We start from the raw sequence: 15,389 nt of genomic DNA, 5'->3' as shown, positions 1-15,389 counted from the left end.
GTTTAGTCAAGGGTAAATGTCATTCGTGAGATTTGTCCACTTTGATCTAATAAAAATAGATGATGTAAACCTTTATGAGTAACTGTCAAAGCTACCTTTTGATCGCCATACGTTTTCTCAATAAGTTCACCATCTAAAAACCACCATTTGTCACCAACACCACCTTGTGGAGTTAGATCGATAGTGACATCTTGCTGCCCAGGTAATCGTTTTACCAATTGCTTATCTTGCAGCCCAATAATATTGAGTGGCAAAAAGATATCTTTACCAAACACTGGGCAATGATTATCAACTTCAGGAATTAGCGATTGTCGACGTTCTTTGGGTAGTAGCCAATTTTCTAAAGCTATTGGCCAAAGTGCAACCTGTTTTTTATGTGCATTGCTACAGTCTGCTGACACACGTTTGCCGGCATCATTTACCCAAATAGTCACCCACCCTGAACGATAAATATTATTATTAAGTGCCGTTAGAGTATCAAGTGTTGGAGGTATCATATTATTTAATACCCATGCATTTTTTTGACGGTGGCAGTTTTCATCAGTTGCAGGTAACTTTTGTCCTGATGGCCAACAAATTTTTTCTAAGGTTACTGTTGTCGGTTTAGTTACTAAGGGAAGTGGGCGATTTATTCGTCGCTCTTTATTTAATAATAACGTGTTAACTTGTTGTAGTATCGGCACCGCTGTAATACTGCCATATTGACCAACAACGGGCGTTCCATCAGGACGACCGACCCAAATGCCAATCAAATAGCGAGGATTGACCCCAATCGCCCATGCATCACGATATCCATAGCTAGTGCCTGTTTTATAGGCAAGCTGATAATTATTAACTAGCATCTGTCTTGTGATCCATGCACTTCCATCGCTAATAAATGGCTTGCTTAGTAAGGGATCTGCTTGCGTAAATCGTAAAGGACTTACTTGCCCATGACGAGCAAAGGCACTATATGCGCTAACTAAATTATCCATTCTTAACGACGCACCACCCAAAATATACGATATATTAGGATCATTACCTTTAGATTGAAGCGGTAAGCCAATACTAAACAGCTTGCCAGCAAATCGTTTTGGTCCATAAAGCTCAATTAACTCAACAGCAGGTAAGTTTAATGAATTCTTTAATGCATCTGAGGCACTTATTGGTCCATAAAAATCTTCATCAAAATTCGTAGGTCGATAATCAGAACTGATTCTAGGTGTATCTTGCAATAACGATTCAGAATGAATCATGCCGTCATCAATCGCTAAAGCATACATAAAAGGCTTTAATGTCGATCCAGGAGATCGAAGCGAATTTATCATATCGACCTGACCGAATCGCTCTTTATCGTTAAAATCAACCGACCCAACATAGCCTTTTACGGACATATCCGTATGATCGACAACTAAAATAGCTAGTGAGTTTTTGGGAGGTAACTGATTTTTACGATTAGCTGCAATATCTTCAAGGCTATATTGAAGAGAAAGATCAATATTTGATCGAATAATATCAACATCAGGATATTGTTGACTTAACCTGCGAGCTAATAAAGGAGCTAATTGCGGCTTTTTACGTGGGTAAACCCATACTTCTTCTTTTCTAACTTGCTCTATAATATCAGGTGACCATACCTGATATTGAGCCAATCTTGCTAAAACTTTGTCTCGTGCTTGTTTGGCTCGTTCGGGGTACCTATCAGGACGCAAACGGCTGGGGGCTTGTGGCAATACAGCCAATAAAACTGCCTCACTACGTGTTAACGCTTTGGGCTCTTTACCAAAATATGACCAACTAGCAGCCCCTAAGCCTTCAATTGTCCCGCCAAATGGGGCGCGATTAATATATAAAGTTAAAATTTCATCTTTTGTAAAACGTAATTCAAGTTGTAGTGTTCGAAATATTTGTTGTAACTTTCCTGATATGGAGCGATCGTGTGGATAAAGCAATCTTGCAACCTGCATCGAAATAGTACTACCACCTGAAATAATTCTTTTATTGGTGATATTTTGCCAAGTTGCTCTCAATAAAGAGGCAGGATTTATACCAAAATGATCATAAAAATAGCGGTCTTCATAATTTAATAACACATCTAGGTAATCATTGGGAACTTCATCTAACTTGATAGGATACCGCCAAACACCATTTTCATCAGCAAATCGCCACAGAGGCGTACCATCTTGCGCAAGAATTGTTTGTGTCGTTTTATTTTTTGTTATTGATAAAGGATAAAAGTGATCGGCAACAAAAAAGCTACCTAATAACAAAAGGATAGAAAAAAATAAGAAAGCCAGAATTTTAAGTAGGCGCTTTTTCATTTTGTCAAAAAGTTTCAGGTAACACTATGTTTCGGTATAATATGTTTCAGTATAAATAGATGCCGCTAACAATTGTTAGCGGATAATCAATTTGTTTACATTTTAAAAATCAAATTTAATTGATACATACTAGTTATTGTTGTTTAGATTCATTGGGCTCGACATTGCGCTCAACAATAGACATTAAGTCAATTGATTGACCAATTGCAAACCGATCGGGGCGATACATAGATTCAACATAAGGGTATGGAATCATATAATTACCAGCCGTCACAGCTCTAGCCAAATAAGCAACCTGCGATCGATAAGTACCATCGCTCACATAGTGATTAATATCAACAGCTGCAACATATCTATCATCACGGAATTCTTGATATTTAATATCATTGCTATCTTCATCTTTCAACAAATTGGCAATTTCCGGTATTGCCTGTAGACTCACACTACTATTTGTGAGATTTTGATTTTCTAACTCAAGTCCAGCAGGTAAAAAATCAACAATTAACGCATCGTGAACGACTTCTTTATGTGCCTTAACATCCAATAATACCACCACTAAATCACCCACTTTCAAGTGATCAGGTTGAATTTTGTTACCTTTCAAATCGTAATAGGAACGATTGATAGTTAAAACATTTTCATCACTCGTTGGTGCAGGCGCTTTCTTGCCATAGCCTGAAACGGTAAATTTAATATAAAGTGGTTGTGCATTTTCTGGATTAGAAATCGTTAATCTATTGGCTAAATTAGCAAAACCAAAAGAGCGTGATAAAGTCGAATCAACCTCATTTGACTGCTCGTTGATCACCACATTAAATTTATGTGAAGATTTATGTTGTTCTAATGACCAGCCAGCCACAAATAATGCGTTAAGTTCCTGAGTTGAAAAATAACGAGTATCATTAAGCAAATCAGATAACTGAATTAAATAATCAGCTTGCTTATCAACACTTAAATTATTTTCTACCAATAAAGATAAAACTAATGCATTATCACGAATAGCACTACCATATTCGCCTAACCAAGAATAGCGATTATCATAACTTGTTGTAAATACTCGAGGCATCAAATTATTATAGATATTATCAAAACCAGCCAGCTTGGCGGAAAGCGCTAACTGAGCAACTGGTAATGGTGACAATACTTTAAAATCACTTTCAGTGATCTGTTGATACATCCGATTAATTTCATTACGCATAGGCACAGTGATTTTATTTTGCCTTGCCAACACAGCTAAAGCATAAGCTTTAGTTGCAAATTGCGTATAATTGCTTGCTTGTGAATTATCATAGTAGCTTTGTAACCCATTAAATGCATTGGCATCATAAGTATATTGGCTAATGCGGGTAATTGCGGCATCAAGCGCTTTATTATTGACATTATAACCACGCTCACTTGCTTGGATTAAAAAATCAGTCGCATACACCGTTAACCAATATTCCTCGGCACTGTCTTTGCTCCATAAACCAAAACTACCATTATTACGTTGCATTGATAAAATTCGCGAAATACCTAGTTGTACTTTTTCACGTCGTTTGTCATCTGATTCAGTTTTAATCCCCAATGCAGAAAGCTGCTCTTGGTTTGCATATAACGATGGCATTAAACCACTAATAGTCTGTTCTAAACAACCATATGGATAAGAAAATAACTCTTTAATATATTGAGCAATATTTAATGGTGGTTGATTAGATACAATTAATTTACCCTCAACGGTATTATCAATCATATCAACAAGACTACCTTCTGGCAACGACCAACTTTCACCGCCATTTATTGCCATGGAATAATATTGTGTAGTTGCGGAATAAGCTGGTCTAACACCGACTGTCCACGATCGTTTGATTTGATAATTTGAGCCATCATCCAATAAAATGCCTGTAACATTAATTGTCACTGTACCTTGTCCATAGCCATAATCAGCAACAACTGGCACTTGAATAATCTGTCTTTGCTTACTATCAAGTGTTATTTTTGTAGACTCAACAGCATTTTGATGAATCAAACCATCCGTCGAAACATCAACCTGCATTGTTTGCGTTTTTTCGGTTAGATTATTTAGATCCAGTGCCAAGATAGCCTGATCACCACCCGATAAAAATCGCGGTGTAGATAGCTCAGCAACTACAGGCGATGCAACTATCATGGCTTGTTCAGCTTTACCATAACAGCTATCATCCCATGCTTGAGCCATTATGCGTAATTCGCCATTAAAATTAGGCAAAGTAAGATCAACAACGCCTTCACTGTCATCATTAAGGTTAATAGTTTGCAATTGTTGAGCCACAATTTTAACTTCGTTTAATGGTTTTTTACCGCCTGCGCCAGATTCACCAAGCATAGCATCACCACCAAAGCTTACATGCAAATTGCGACCTTTACCTTCAATTAATTTTCCATACACATCGTAAAGATCAACTTCATAACGTTTACGACCCAAAAATGCGCTATAAGGATCAGGTGTTGCAAAATTAGTAATATTTAAAACACCGGAATCAACAGCCGAAACCAATACTGAGACTTTATTATCCTTTTGGATTGCACTTTTATCTATTTTGACCTTTATTGGAATAGTTTTTTCAGGCTCTGTCTTTTTAGGAGCTTCAATGCTCAAGTTTAATTGACGATTTGAAGTGTCAATCGGTAAATAAAGTAACCCAATTGCTCTTTTAATTGTTTGTACTGCCGTATCAGTTGATGGGCGAATAATCATCGCACTAATATAAATATCATGACGATTCCAATCTTGGATTGGAATTTCAACATCAATGCCTTTTTCATCAACAGTAATATCTTTTTTCCATAACAGACCATCATTGGTTTCAAGTGAGATATAACCTGAGCCTGCCACTGGTGCTTGTACATGTATTTTAGCAGTATCACCGACCGAATAGGCAGTTTTATCCAGGCTCAATTTGACCTGTTCAGGGCGAACAGCATTGGTACCATTGGTATTATCTTCCCAATTGTAACCACTTCTAAAACGTAAACTACTAGTAATATTATTTTTAGAATCAACAATTTCAATACGATATGAGCCATAATCATCAGTTTGGTAACTCACCTTAGCTGTACCATTGACTTCAATAGAAAGTGGTTGTTCTTGTACAACAAACTCACTTGAATTATATTCTTGATGCCATCCAGCATATTCAGACCAGCTCCAATAATAATTACGACGTTCACGAATAATTTTTGCCTTTAAATGGCTAGCAGCCAACTTTTGTCCATCGCTATTGACATAAGCCACTTCAAATTCAGCATTAGCACCTTTATCAACTGTCGGACTAGTTTCATATTTATCTGATGACCAATCATAATAAGGTGATTGAGAAAACAGTGCACGCACAGCAGGCATTTGCTGATTTGGCCAAATAGCCTGGCTGGCATAACGAGTAACAGGACGTCCCCCTGAATCAAGTAAACTGGCCTGCAAAATAAGTTTAATAGGAGAACTCAACTTGCCCCAATCACTAGTATCAATTCCAACTTGTGCATTGCCATTTTTATCTAATGTCGTCTCAATATTATCAAGTTGTCTAGCTATATTATTGTCGGTCACATCACCAATTTTATAATCAGCAAGTTCTGGTATTGAATCAATTTTTTTAAGATAAATATTACCTTCTAAATTATTTCCTGCTGCTGGAGCACCATAAAGATACCAACCTTTAACATCAAAATTGACACGTTTATCAAGCATAATAGGCTTATTGGATGCAGCCCTAATTTCCATTGCCATGCGCTCTGGTAAAAATTCTTCCACACGAAACCACGCATAACGGTAATTATCGTCGCCTAAATTAAAGCGAAATGCCCATTTACCCGTTGCTGCATTAGCTGGAATAACATATTGCCATTGATATAAACCGTTAGATTTTGCTTTAGCATCGACAGTAAAATTCTCAACAACTTGATTATCTGGTGACATAACATCAACAACAACAGGTTGCAACGGCAATGGATAACCATCAGCATTACGCAAAAGTGCATTAAAATAGACCGTTTCTTGAGGACGATATAAATCACGAGGTCCAAAAGCGAAAAATTGTTTTTGATTAAAAGTAGAACCCGTTAAATTATATTCGCTTAAATTTAATGCACTACGATCCAAATTCAACAAAGAAATTTGATTGCCATCACTTGCAGTAAGTAATGCATAATCCATGCCTTTTGGCAAAGTGACTTCAGCATAACCTGTAGCATCAGTCTTAGCTGTAATGGTGGTACAATTTTTATTACTATCTCGAATACTTTTGTTACATAAAATCGATATATTTACATCAGCAAATGGTTTTCCATTATCAAGGCCATGAGTAATAACGGATAATTTACTATTGTTATAAGCATGAACCGCAACACCAATATTACTGATCGAAAATAGTGATGCAGGATTTGCATAATCATAACTTCCGGCTTGATTCATAACAGCTAAATAAATCCCTTCTTGTTGAAGTTGCGGAATGGATGATAAGTTAAGTAATACGGTTTCTTGCGAATTACGCTTAGGATTAAGATCAAACCGAGACGTATAAACTAAATCAGCAAATTTATTAATATTCTTTGAATTCCAAGTTGACACTTGGTTAATAAAACCATAATCAGCGATAAAATCAGATAACTGTTCTGGTTTAATTTTAAAGAAATTAACATCAATTTTATTAACATTAAGCGTAGTAACAGGTAAACCAGTCATTGATTTGCTTGGCAACAAAAAACCATTACTAGCAAATCCCACCATCGGCAGGCGATCTTGAGTTTTAATTTCTGCTTGGTAGACTTCTTTTAAACTGTTGCCATTAATTGCAGATAACATCTTATCAATGGTGAGATCTAATTGACGATTCGGTTCAAGATAGCGATGTCTTAATTCTAATCCGTTATCCGACAACTCCCAAGCCCCGTCAACATTGCCGGTTTGGCGATCAACTAAACGAAGTAAATTAGAAAAATTGAGTTTAGGATTTAAAGGAACCGAAAAGGTAATAACTAAAGTACTTGAACCATCAAGAATGACTTCTGAACTATCAATAACAGTTAATTGTTTACCGCGATACTTTTCAACTAATTCTGGTGTGGGGTTAAAGGCTGGTTTTGACGATTCATTTTGTACGATATTACCTTCGTCACTAGGATTGCTAATATCAGCTGTTGTATTATTATCAATAACTTTTGTTACTAATTGTGTTGTTGCCTGCTCATCGCTTGCGTTTTGCTTAGTGTCTTTATTGTCGCAACCTGTTAAAGCTAGCAACAGACTCAATACAGCCAGATGCTTTACAAATCCCATCTTATTATTACCTCGACCTTATATATTTTTATGTGTAATTGCTGTTTTTTAACTTTATTTTTGATTATATTTTGACCGCATATTATGCACTGCTATTTGTCTTTTAGCAAAGAAAGTTTGATCGCATTTAAAGAATTTGAAAAAAATAAAATCAACACTTTTTATGATTTTTAAACTGGTCTTGATAACTATTTAAAAGATTGTTTAATTAATCTAGATTTAGAACCTTTTAGCTTTTAGTAAAAAAGTAATAATTACCACGTTCAAGTCTATTTTTTATGCGATATCAAAAAATGACTCATATCATCAATATACTGGTATCTTCAAGACCTTTTTCTCTTAACTCAGATGCTCATATTTTTTCAAGAAAGCATCAGATGTTGACAAATTCTAGCAGGATAAATGCCAATAATAACATTTATATGTTGTAAAAACAGGTATGCATTTTTATGGGTGGTTTTTCAATATTGAACATAAAACTCATTTAAAATAATTAATGAGTTTTATGTTTATTAAGATAATTAAATAAAAGATTGATTATAATAATTAGTTACTTTTAGGCATTGCAACTAACTTTTTTAGGATAAAATTGAGAATGACACCATAAAGTGGCAAAAAGAATAATCCGCAAATTAGAATTTTAAAACTATAGTCCATTAACGAAATTTCGATCCAATGATTTGCCATAAATTCATCGTTACTTTGATAAAATGCAATAGCAAAAAAGACAATAGTATCAATACCATTACCAAATATTGCTGATGCTGTTGGGGCAACCCACCATGATTTGTTTTTTCTTAAATAGTTAAAAACAGTAATATCCATTAGTTGTCCAACTAAATAAGCGGCAAAACTAGCCAATGCAATTCGAAATACGAAGCTATTAAATTCCGTCAATGCTGATAATCCAATCCAATGGGTTTCAAAAAATAGTACCGAAATCAGGTATGAAAATAACAATGCAGGAATCATTACAACAAAAATGATTTTTCTGGCTAAACTAGCACCATAAATTCGAATAGTCAGATCGGTAGTTAAAAAGATAAACGGAAAAGTGAATGCCCCCCAAGTTGTTTGAAAACCAAAAATTTCGAATGGGATTTGGACTAAATAATTGCTTGAAGCAATAACCAATATGTGAAAAAAAGCCAACCAGTAAAGCGCTTTTTGCTTTTGTTTACGGGTAAAACTTTTTTCTATCGATTCTGAATGAGCATTTAAGTACATCTTTTTTCCTTTTTAATGGGGGTGAGAGAACCCAATGATGAATGAATTTATTTAGCTTGAGCCATATATTCTTGTAGGCCCTTATTGCGCAATAAACAACTTGGACACTTACCACATCCCCCTTCAACACCGTAATAACAGGTGTGGGTATTTTTTTCAACATAATCAAGATAATCTAGTTTATCAGCCATTTCCCACGTTTGCGCTTTAGTCAAATACATCAGTGGCGTGATGAGATTAAACGCATAGTCCATGGCTAAATTCATTGATACATTCATTGATTTAATAAAGACATCACGGCAATCTGGATAACCACTAAAATCGGTTTCACAAACTCCAATAATAATGTCAGAAATTCCTTGTTGCTTAGCATGACAGCCAGCCAAAAGTAAAAAAAGCATATTACGCCCATCAACGAAGGTATTGGGGTAATCGCCATCTTGAGCGGCTTTAATTTCTTGAGCGTCATCAATCAACGCATTATTTGTAGTTTGTTTGATAACTGATGTATCAATGACAGTTTGCTTAATACCAAGATCATCAGCGATCCATTTGGCTTTTTCAAGCTCTATTGCGTGGCGTTGACCATAGCGAAAACTGATTGCCTGAACGTTTTCACGTCCATAATCAGCAATGGCTTGCAGTAAGCAAGTGGTTGAGTCTTGCCCACCAGAAAATATAACTAGTGCTTTACGAGTTTGCATTAATGTTCCTGTTAAGATAGATTAAATTAGCGATTATCCACTTTTTCTGGATACATGTCGTGATTGGCTAATCGATTAGCCGCAACTTGTTCCCAATGAGTACCCAATTTGCCATAATTGGCATAAGGATCAATCGAAATACCGCCACGAGGTGTAAATTTCCCCCAGACTTCGATATATTTAGGATCCATTAATTTAATTAGATCTTTCATAATGATATTAATGCAATCTTCGTGGTAATCGCCATGATTCCGAAAGCTGAACAGATAGAGTTTTAATGATTTACTTTCGACCATTTTAATCTTGGGCACGTACGAAATATAAATTGTCGCAAAATCAGGTTGCCCCGTGATAGGACAAAGACTAGTAAACTCTGGGCAATTAAATTTAACAAAATAATCGTTATTCGGATGTTTATTATCGAACGTTTCGAGTATTTCAGGACAATAGGTTGTTGGATAGCGAACAGACTGATCGCCTAGTAGTTTAATTTTACTCATTATTTTTCCTTAGTTTTTTAGCGTGGGAGGTTCACGAACCACGTAACAAGGCGCACACCATACTCTTTTTGCTTAAAAAAGTCTAGTACAGCAAGAGGATTATACAAAATATAAAACTAACACCATCAACAATAGCCATCGATGGTGTTAATGATAAAAATGTCGTTAGAAAGTAAGAAAACTGGAAAATAGCCTAATCATTATAGCTTACTTTGATCCCAATTCTTTATAAAAATCAGATAATTTAGTTTTAGCTTCATCAAGTTCCATTTCGGCATCAGCTAATTTTGTTTGTTGTTTGATAATTTTCTGTTTATTACCTTTTGCTCTTGCTTGTTCTAATTCTTTAGTCCTTTCAGCCACTTTATTTGATTTTTCACTAATCCTTTTGTTATATTTGGCTTCTAAATCATCATTTGAACAATGCTCATTTACTTCGCTTAATGCTTTTTCAAGCCCTTGGATTTGATGAGAATTATTATTTTTTTTAACATAACCAATCTGTTTTTCAATGGACTGTTTTTTGCTTTCACACGTTAGTCCCTCTGATTGACCATTTGAGGCATAAGCACCAAATGAAAATGAAATAGCCAAAGTAATAATACTTAATTTACAGACCAACCAATTTACTGATTTCATATAAATTTTCCTTAAGTTTATTTTCTTAATTGGACACAATCAACTTTATGATCTTTACCTTTAGTTAGAATAAGACTCGCTCGTTCTTTTGTCGGTAAAATATTTTCAACTAAATTTAATTCATTAATTTCTCGCCAAATACGGTTAGCAATATTTGTAGCTTCATGTTCTGGAAGTTTTGAGTAGTGATTAAAATAAGAGTTAGGATCGCTAAATGCACCCTCCCTAAATTTTAAAAACCGATTTACATACCAGTCATGTAATAATGACACATCAGCATCAACATAAATTGAAAAATCAACATAATCCGAAACAAAAACACGATTATTCGCTTGTGGATAATTCAGCGTACTTTGCAGTACATTCAAACCTTCAAGAATCAAAATGTCAGGACTATCAATAACGATTTCTTCATCTTCGACAATATCATAAACTAAATGAGAATAAACGGGTGCTTTAACTTGTGCCTGTCCTGATTTTATATCAGCAACAAAATTAAGCAATTTTTTTATATCGTAAGACTGAGGAAACCCTTTTTTATTCATTATTCCACGTTCTTCAAGGCATCTATTTGGATATAAAAAACCATCGGTTGTCACCAAAGCTACCTTGCGATGTTCAGGCCAACGGGTTAATAATGCTTGTAGCACTCTGGCGGTAGTACTTTTACCTACAGCAACACTACCTACAATGCCAATAATGTAAGGCGTCTTTTGGCTTTTACCTAAGAATTTAGATAGGATAGCTTGCCGATTAAAATTATTGCTGATGTAATAATTAAGCAATCTAGATAAAGGTAAATAAATTTCACTCACTTCATCCATGGATAAATCTTCATTAAGACCTTGTAACGAAACTAATTCATCTGCAGTTAAAGTCATTGGTACAGTATTACGTAAGCTAGCCCATTCTTGACGATTAAATTTCAGATAAGGGCTTAAGTGATTTTTCATTTTATATTGTTCTCTAATTCGATTTAACAAATTTATTTGGCTCAGATTATACATAAATTTCTTTTTTTACAATCTTAAATTAGCATGACGTCATCATCATAGCTATATTTTGGACTTACTGATAAAATACGTTTGTAAAATGATTAACCCTAATATTAGACAGAGATTTTATGTTAAAAAATAAATCAAAACAGAAAGCTAAAAAAAGCCGTCAAGAGATTAATGAAGAATCTCGGGAACTGAAGCGTAAACGCAAACACAAAGGTTTACCAAGTGGCTCTCGCTTTAATAAACTAGATAATAGTAAAAATAAAAATTCGACAAAAACAACCAAAGATCCAAGAGTGGGTAGCAAAAAACCTATTTCTTTAATTGTTGAAGATTCTAACAATGTAGAAAAACCTGTTAAACAATCTAAAACAATTAAAACGATTTTATCGCCACAACAAGAATTAGAACAGTTAGAAAACGATCCAAAATTAGATATGTTACTTGATCTAGTCGAGCAAAATGTCAAACTCACTAAAGATCAACAAATTTATCTTGATAGTAAATTGAATCGTATCGATGAACTGATGCAAGAGCTTGGTTATACTGATGACGACTTTGATGATTCTGAAGAATTAGATGAAAAGAAAGAAGATATTGTTAGTTTATTAAAACGAAACTAATGATAGTAAAATATAATCGGCAATCGTGATAGTATGTGTCTTGATATCAGTAGGAATATAATCTATTGGATTATATTCCTACTGATAATTTAAACTTAAAATCCATTATTTTTATTCAGTCAATTAATAATTAACAGTGAGCAAATCATAGTGCCAATATTAATTATGTTAAGTTTATATTTTGGGTTGTTGATTTGCACATTGTTATATTTAAATAAAACTAATCGAATCAAAATTAAAACCAAAATCAATAACCAACAAAAAGCAATACTAAAAATTCATAAAAATAATAACACTAAAAATAGACATAAGCGGAAGTAAAAAGTATGACTGATACGCAATTATGGGATCAAGCGTTAATTGAAAAATATAATTATTCTGGCCCAAGATATACCTCTTACCCTACTGCACTTGAATTTAACGAAAAATTTAATGAGCAGGAATTTTTATCGGCGGCAACTCGTTATCCTACAAAGCCGTTGTCGCTTTATGTACATATTCCATTTTGTCATAAGCTTTGTTATTTTTGTGGTTGTAATAAACTTATAACTCGCCAAACACAAAAAGTTACCAAATACCTTGATATTTTAGAAATTGAAATTGCTGAACGTGCAAAATTATTCAAACATCGCACGGTAACACAAATGCACTGGGGTGGTGGTACACCAACTTTTTTAAACGATGCTGAAATTACTCGATTGATTACCTCGTTAAAAAAACATTTTAATTTTGTTGCTAATGCCGAACTATCCATCGAAATTGATCCGCGTGAAATTACACCGCAAACGATTGACCATTTAGCAAGCGTAGGTTTTAATAGGCTAAGTATGGGAATTCAAGACTTTAATCACGAAATCCAAAGTCTAATTAATCGCGAACAAGACGAAACATTAATACGGTCTCTTATTAATCAAGCACGTAAAAATAATTTTCACTCAATTAGTTTAGATTTAATTTATGGCCTACCAAAACAAACCATTGAAGGTTTTGCCGAAACGCTTAATAAAGTGATTGAGATTTCTCCCGATCGTTTAAGTGTTTTTAATTATGCCCACTTACCGAGCCGTTTTGCTGCCCAACGAAAAATTAAAGATGATGATTTGCCTAATGCCAATCAAAAATTACAGATCCTACAAACGAGTATTAAAAAGTTAACCGAAGCTGGTTATCAATTTATCGGCATGGACCATTTTGCTAAGCCTTATGATGATTTAGCTATTGCTCAACAAGAAAATAAATTACATCGTAATTTTCAGGGGTATACAACTCAAGGTGATACTGATTTACTTGGGCTTGGTGTATCGGCCATTAGTATGTTAGGTGATAGTTATGCACAAAATCAGAAAGATCTAAAAAACTATCAAACTCAAGTTGAGAAAAAAAGACATGGATTATGGAAAGGATTCACCTTAAATAGTGACGATAAGATTCGTCGTGATGTGATAAAACAGCTTATTTGTCATTTTCATTTAGATAAAAATGTCATTGAACAGCAATACCAAATTCAATTTGATGATTATTTTTCCGAAGATTTAAAATTACTGGCGCCATTGCAAAAAGATGGATTAGTGACAATCAATAATAATATGATTGAAGTCCAACCTAAAGGACATTTATTGATACGCAATATCTGTATGTGCTTTGATATTTATATGAGAAAAATAGCACGGCAACAGCAGTTTTCTAGGGTTATTTAATTTGAAATCTTTTCTCTAATTACTGTAAACAACAGATATGATTTCTACAAAGTAAATATTATGATAAGTTTTAGTGAAATTTAACAAAAGAAAGTAATAATTTATTTATTTATTTTTGTTGTGATTAAAGGTTAGCTTTTAAATTCACAATTTTCAGTCTTTAGGCATGAAACTAAAGCAAGAAAGCTCATTTCATCAAATAAGAAGAATATGTGTGGCAATTATTTTCTTTGTGTTAGCTATGTTTATAGCACTGAAAATTATCCTAGATTAATTGATGATTATAAAATATCACACAATCCAGATGTGGTTGACTATCATGCAAGAGTAAAATGTCATCTAAGAGGTATTGTTGAGAATTGTTCAATGAAAATTATCACTAATACAGGACAAGTTATTAAACGTGATTCCCTCGGTGGGATAAAAAACAATCAAGTTGTAACTGTGGCTTCTGCCGATGATCCTTCACTAGTAACATTGTTTTAGCTATTGATAATATGCTGAGTCAATTTGTGATTACTGTAACTATCCCCTAAAATAGTACAGCAAAAAAGTAGAAAATTCTCTATGATAAAAATAAAGGGGATTTAATTATGAAAAAAATGACTGAACATTAAATCGTGGCTATTTTAAAAGAAGCTGAAGCGGGTATTCCGGTTAAAGAACTCTGTCGTAAATATGGCATGGGTAATTCAACTTTCTATAAATGGCGGGAAAAATACGGCGGAATGGAAACTTCGGATATCAAACGCTTAAAGGAGCTGGAGGCTGAAAACCGTAAGCTTAAACAGATGTTTGCCGAACTGAGCTTAAAATCCCAGCTTCAGGAAGAAATCATAAAAAAGCTGTAGTGCCCACAAAAGCACGTAAAACGTGGGCACAGCAACTACAACAAAATCATTCGGTTACTATTGCTATGAGTTGTGCCATTGTTGGCTTAAGCCGTTGTGCTTACTATTATCAACCTAAGTTACCGGATGATTCGGTGATTGTTTCGGTGTTGAATGCTATCACTGACCGGCATTTGCGCTGGGGCTTTCCTAAATGCTTTAATCGTATCAGAAAGCTCGGCTATAAATGGAATCATAAACGGGTGTATCGGGTGTATTGTGAGTTGAAACTTAATCTCAGGGTAAAGCGTAAAAAACGTATCCCCCCACGAACTCCAGAAAAGCTATTGGCTCCTAATAAACAAGGTGAATGTTGGTCAATGGATTTTATGAGTGACAGTAGCCGTAATCAACGTCGCTTTAGGACATTCAATGTCATTGATGACTTTAATCGTGAGGCGTTAGGGATTGATATTGCAATAAGCTTACCAGCAGGAAGGATTACCCGTTACTTAGATAAACTGGCCGAATATAATGGGTATCCATTAAAAATACGAGTCGATAATGGACCAGAATTC

At 34.5% G+C, this 15,389-nt stretch carries 12 protein-coding genes and 1 riboswitch; of the genes, 5 read left to right on the top strand and 7 right to left on the bottom strand.

What is annotated here, in order from left to right; all coding sequences use genetic code 11:
- Positions 1–2: 2 nt before the first annotated feature.
- The 7 genes from pbpC to coaA form a co-directional block, all read right to left on the bottom strand.
- Positions 3–2,300, bottom strand: coding sequence for a penicillin-binding protein 1C (pbpC, locus tag A9G43_RS02075; RefSeq protein ID WP_065606216.1), 2,298 nt, complete (start codon positions 2,298–2,300; stop codon positions 3–5).
- A 133-nt stretch (positions 2,301–2,433) separates the two neighbouring features.
- Complete coding sequence (locus A9G43_RS02070) at positions 2,434–7,590, bottom strand: alpha-2-macroglobulin family protein (RefSeq protein WP_065606214.1); 5,157 nt, start codon at positions 7,588–7,590, stop codon at positions 2,434–2,436.
- 546 nt (positions 7,591–8,136) lie between these two features.
- The gene (locus tag A9G43_RS02065; RefSeq protein WP_065606213.1) at positions 8,137–8,817 is read right to left on the bottom strand and encodes a 7-cyano-7-deazaguanine/7-aminomethyl-7-deazaguanine transporter; all 681 of its coding nucleotides are present in this window, start codon (positions 8,815–8,817) and stop codon (positions 8,137–8,139) included.
- A 47-nt stretch (positions 8,818–8,864) separates the two neighbouring features.
- Positions 8,865–9,521, bottom strand: a complete 657-nt coding sequence (gene queC / locus A9G43_RS02060; RefSeq protein ID WP_065606212.1) for a 7-cyano-7-deazaguanine synthase QueC — start codon at positions 9,519–9,521, stop codon at positions 8,865–8,867.
- A gap of 26 nt (positions 9,522–9,547) precedes the next feature.
- A complete protein-coding gene (queF, locus tag A9G43_RS02055; RefSeq protein ID WP_065606211.1) occupies positions 9,548–10,021 on the bottom strand; it encodes a preQ(1) synthase in 474 nt (157 codons plus the stop codon).
- 3 nt (positions 10,022–10,024) lie between these two features.
- Positions 10,025–10,069, bottom strand: a riboswitch (PreQ1 riboswitch).
- Between the two features lie 159 nt (positions 10,070–10,228).
- A complete protein-coding gene (locus A9G43_RS02050) occupies positions 10,229–10,660 on the bottom strand; it encodes a DUF1090 domain-containing protein (protein ID WP_065606209.1) in 432 nt (143 codons plus the stop codon).
- A gap of 17 nt (positions 10,661–10,677) precedes the next feature.
- The gene (gene coaA, locus A9G43_RS02045) at positions 10,678–11,613 is read right to left on the bottom strand and encodes a type I pantothenate kinase (RefSeq protein ID WP_065606253.1); all 936 of its coding nucleotides are present in this window, start codon (positions 11,611–11,613) and stop codon (positions 10,678–10,680) included.
- Between the two features lie 170 nt (positions 11,614–11,783).
- Between coaA and yihI the strand changes: the two genes are divergently transcribed.
- From yihI to A9G43_RS02020, 5 genes are all read left to right on the top strand, one after another.
- Complete coding sequence (gene yihI / locus A9G43_RS02040) at positions 11,784–12,284, top strand: Der GTPase-activating protein YihI (protein WP_065606207.1); 501 nt, start codon at positions 11,784–11,786, stop codon at positions 12,282–12,284.
- 326 nt (positions 12,285–12,610) lie between these two features.
- Positions 12,611–13,981 carry an oxygen-independent coproporphyrinogen III oxidase gene (gene hemN, locus A9G43_RS02035; protein ID WP_065606205.1) on the top strand — a complete coding sequence of 457 codons (1,371 nt, stop codon included), beginning with the start codon at positions 12,611–12,613 and terminating at the stop codon, positions 13,979–13,981.
- 210 nt (positions 13,982–14,191) lie between these two features.
- Positions 14,192–14,467 carry a hypothetical protein gene (locus A9G43_RS02030; protein WP_065606203.1) on the top strand — a complete coding sequence of 92 codons (276 nt, stop codon included), beginning with the start codon at positions 14,192–14,194 and terminating at the stop codon, positions 14,465–14,467.
- A 134-nt stretch (positions 14,468–14,601) separates the two neighbouring features.
- Entirely contained in the window at positions 14,602–14,832 is a 231-nt protein-coding gene (locus A9G43_RS02025; protein ID WP_176701678.1) for a transposase, read from the top strand.
- Positions 14,832–15,389: DDE-type integrase/transposase/recombinase (locus A9G43_RS02020; RefSeq protein ID WP_065606197.1), on the top strand; the 558-nt coding region annotated here is incomplete at its 3' end. The genes A9G43_RS02025 and A9G43_RS02020, both read left to right, overlap by 1 nt.

Origin of the sequence: Gilliamella sp. Occ3-1, assembly GCF_001690655.1 — a bacterium.
Lineage (GTDB): Bacteria > Pseudomonadota > Gammaproteobacteria > Enterobacterales > Orbaceae > Gilliamella > Gilliamella apicola_P.
Note: the sequence above shows the minus strand (reverse complement) of the source record. Positions and strands in the feature narration are given on the sequence as shown.

Bases quoted from the DNA above. Each gene is read 5' to 3' on its own strand.
- coaA (WP_065606253.1), bottom strand. From the start codon at position 11,613: ATGAAAAATCACTTAAGCCCTTATCTGAAATTTAATCGTCAAGAATGG.
- A9G43_RS02030 (WP_065606203.1), top strand. From the start codon at position 14,192: ATGTGTGGCAATTATTTTCTTTGTGTTAGCTATGTTTATAGCACTGAA.
- A9G43_RS02065 (WP_065606213.1), bottom strand. From the start codon at position 8,817: ATGTACTTAAATGCTCATTCAGAATCGATAGAAAAAAGTTTTACCCGT.
- yihI (WP_065606207.1), top strand. From the start codon at position 11,784: ATGTTAAAAAATAAATCAAAACAGAAAGCTAAAAAAAGCCGTCAAGAG.
- A9G43_RS02050 (WP_065606209.1), bottom strand. From the start codon at position 10,660: ATGAAATCAGTAAATTGGTTGGTCTGTAAATTAAGTATTATTACTTTG.
- queC (WP_065606212.1), bottom strand. From the start codon at position 9,521: ATGCAAACTCGTAAAGCACTAGTTATATTTTCTGGTGGGCAAGACTCA.
- A9G43_RS02070 (WP_065606214.1), bottom strand. From the start codon at position 7,590: ATGGGATTTGTAAAGCATCTGGCTGTATTGAGTCTGTTGCTAGCTTTA.
- queF (WP_065606211.1), bottom strand. From the start codon at position 10,021: ATGAGTAAAATTAAACTACTAGGCGATCAGTCTGTTCGCTATCCAACA.
- hemN (WP_065606205.1), top strand. From the start codon at position 12,611: ATGACTGATACGCAATTATGGGATCAAGCGTTAATTGAAAAATATAAT.
- pbpC (WP_065606216.1), bottom strand. From the start codon at position 2,300: ATGAAAAAGCGCCTACTTAAAATTCTGGCTTTCTTATTTTTTTCTATC.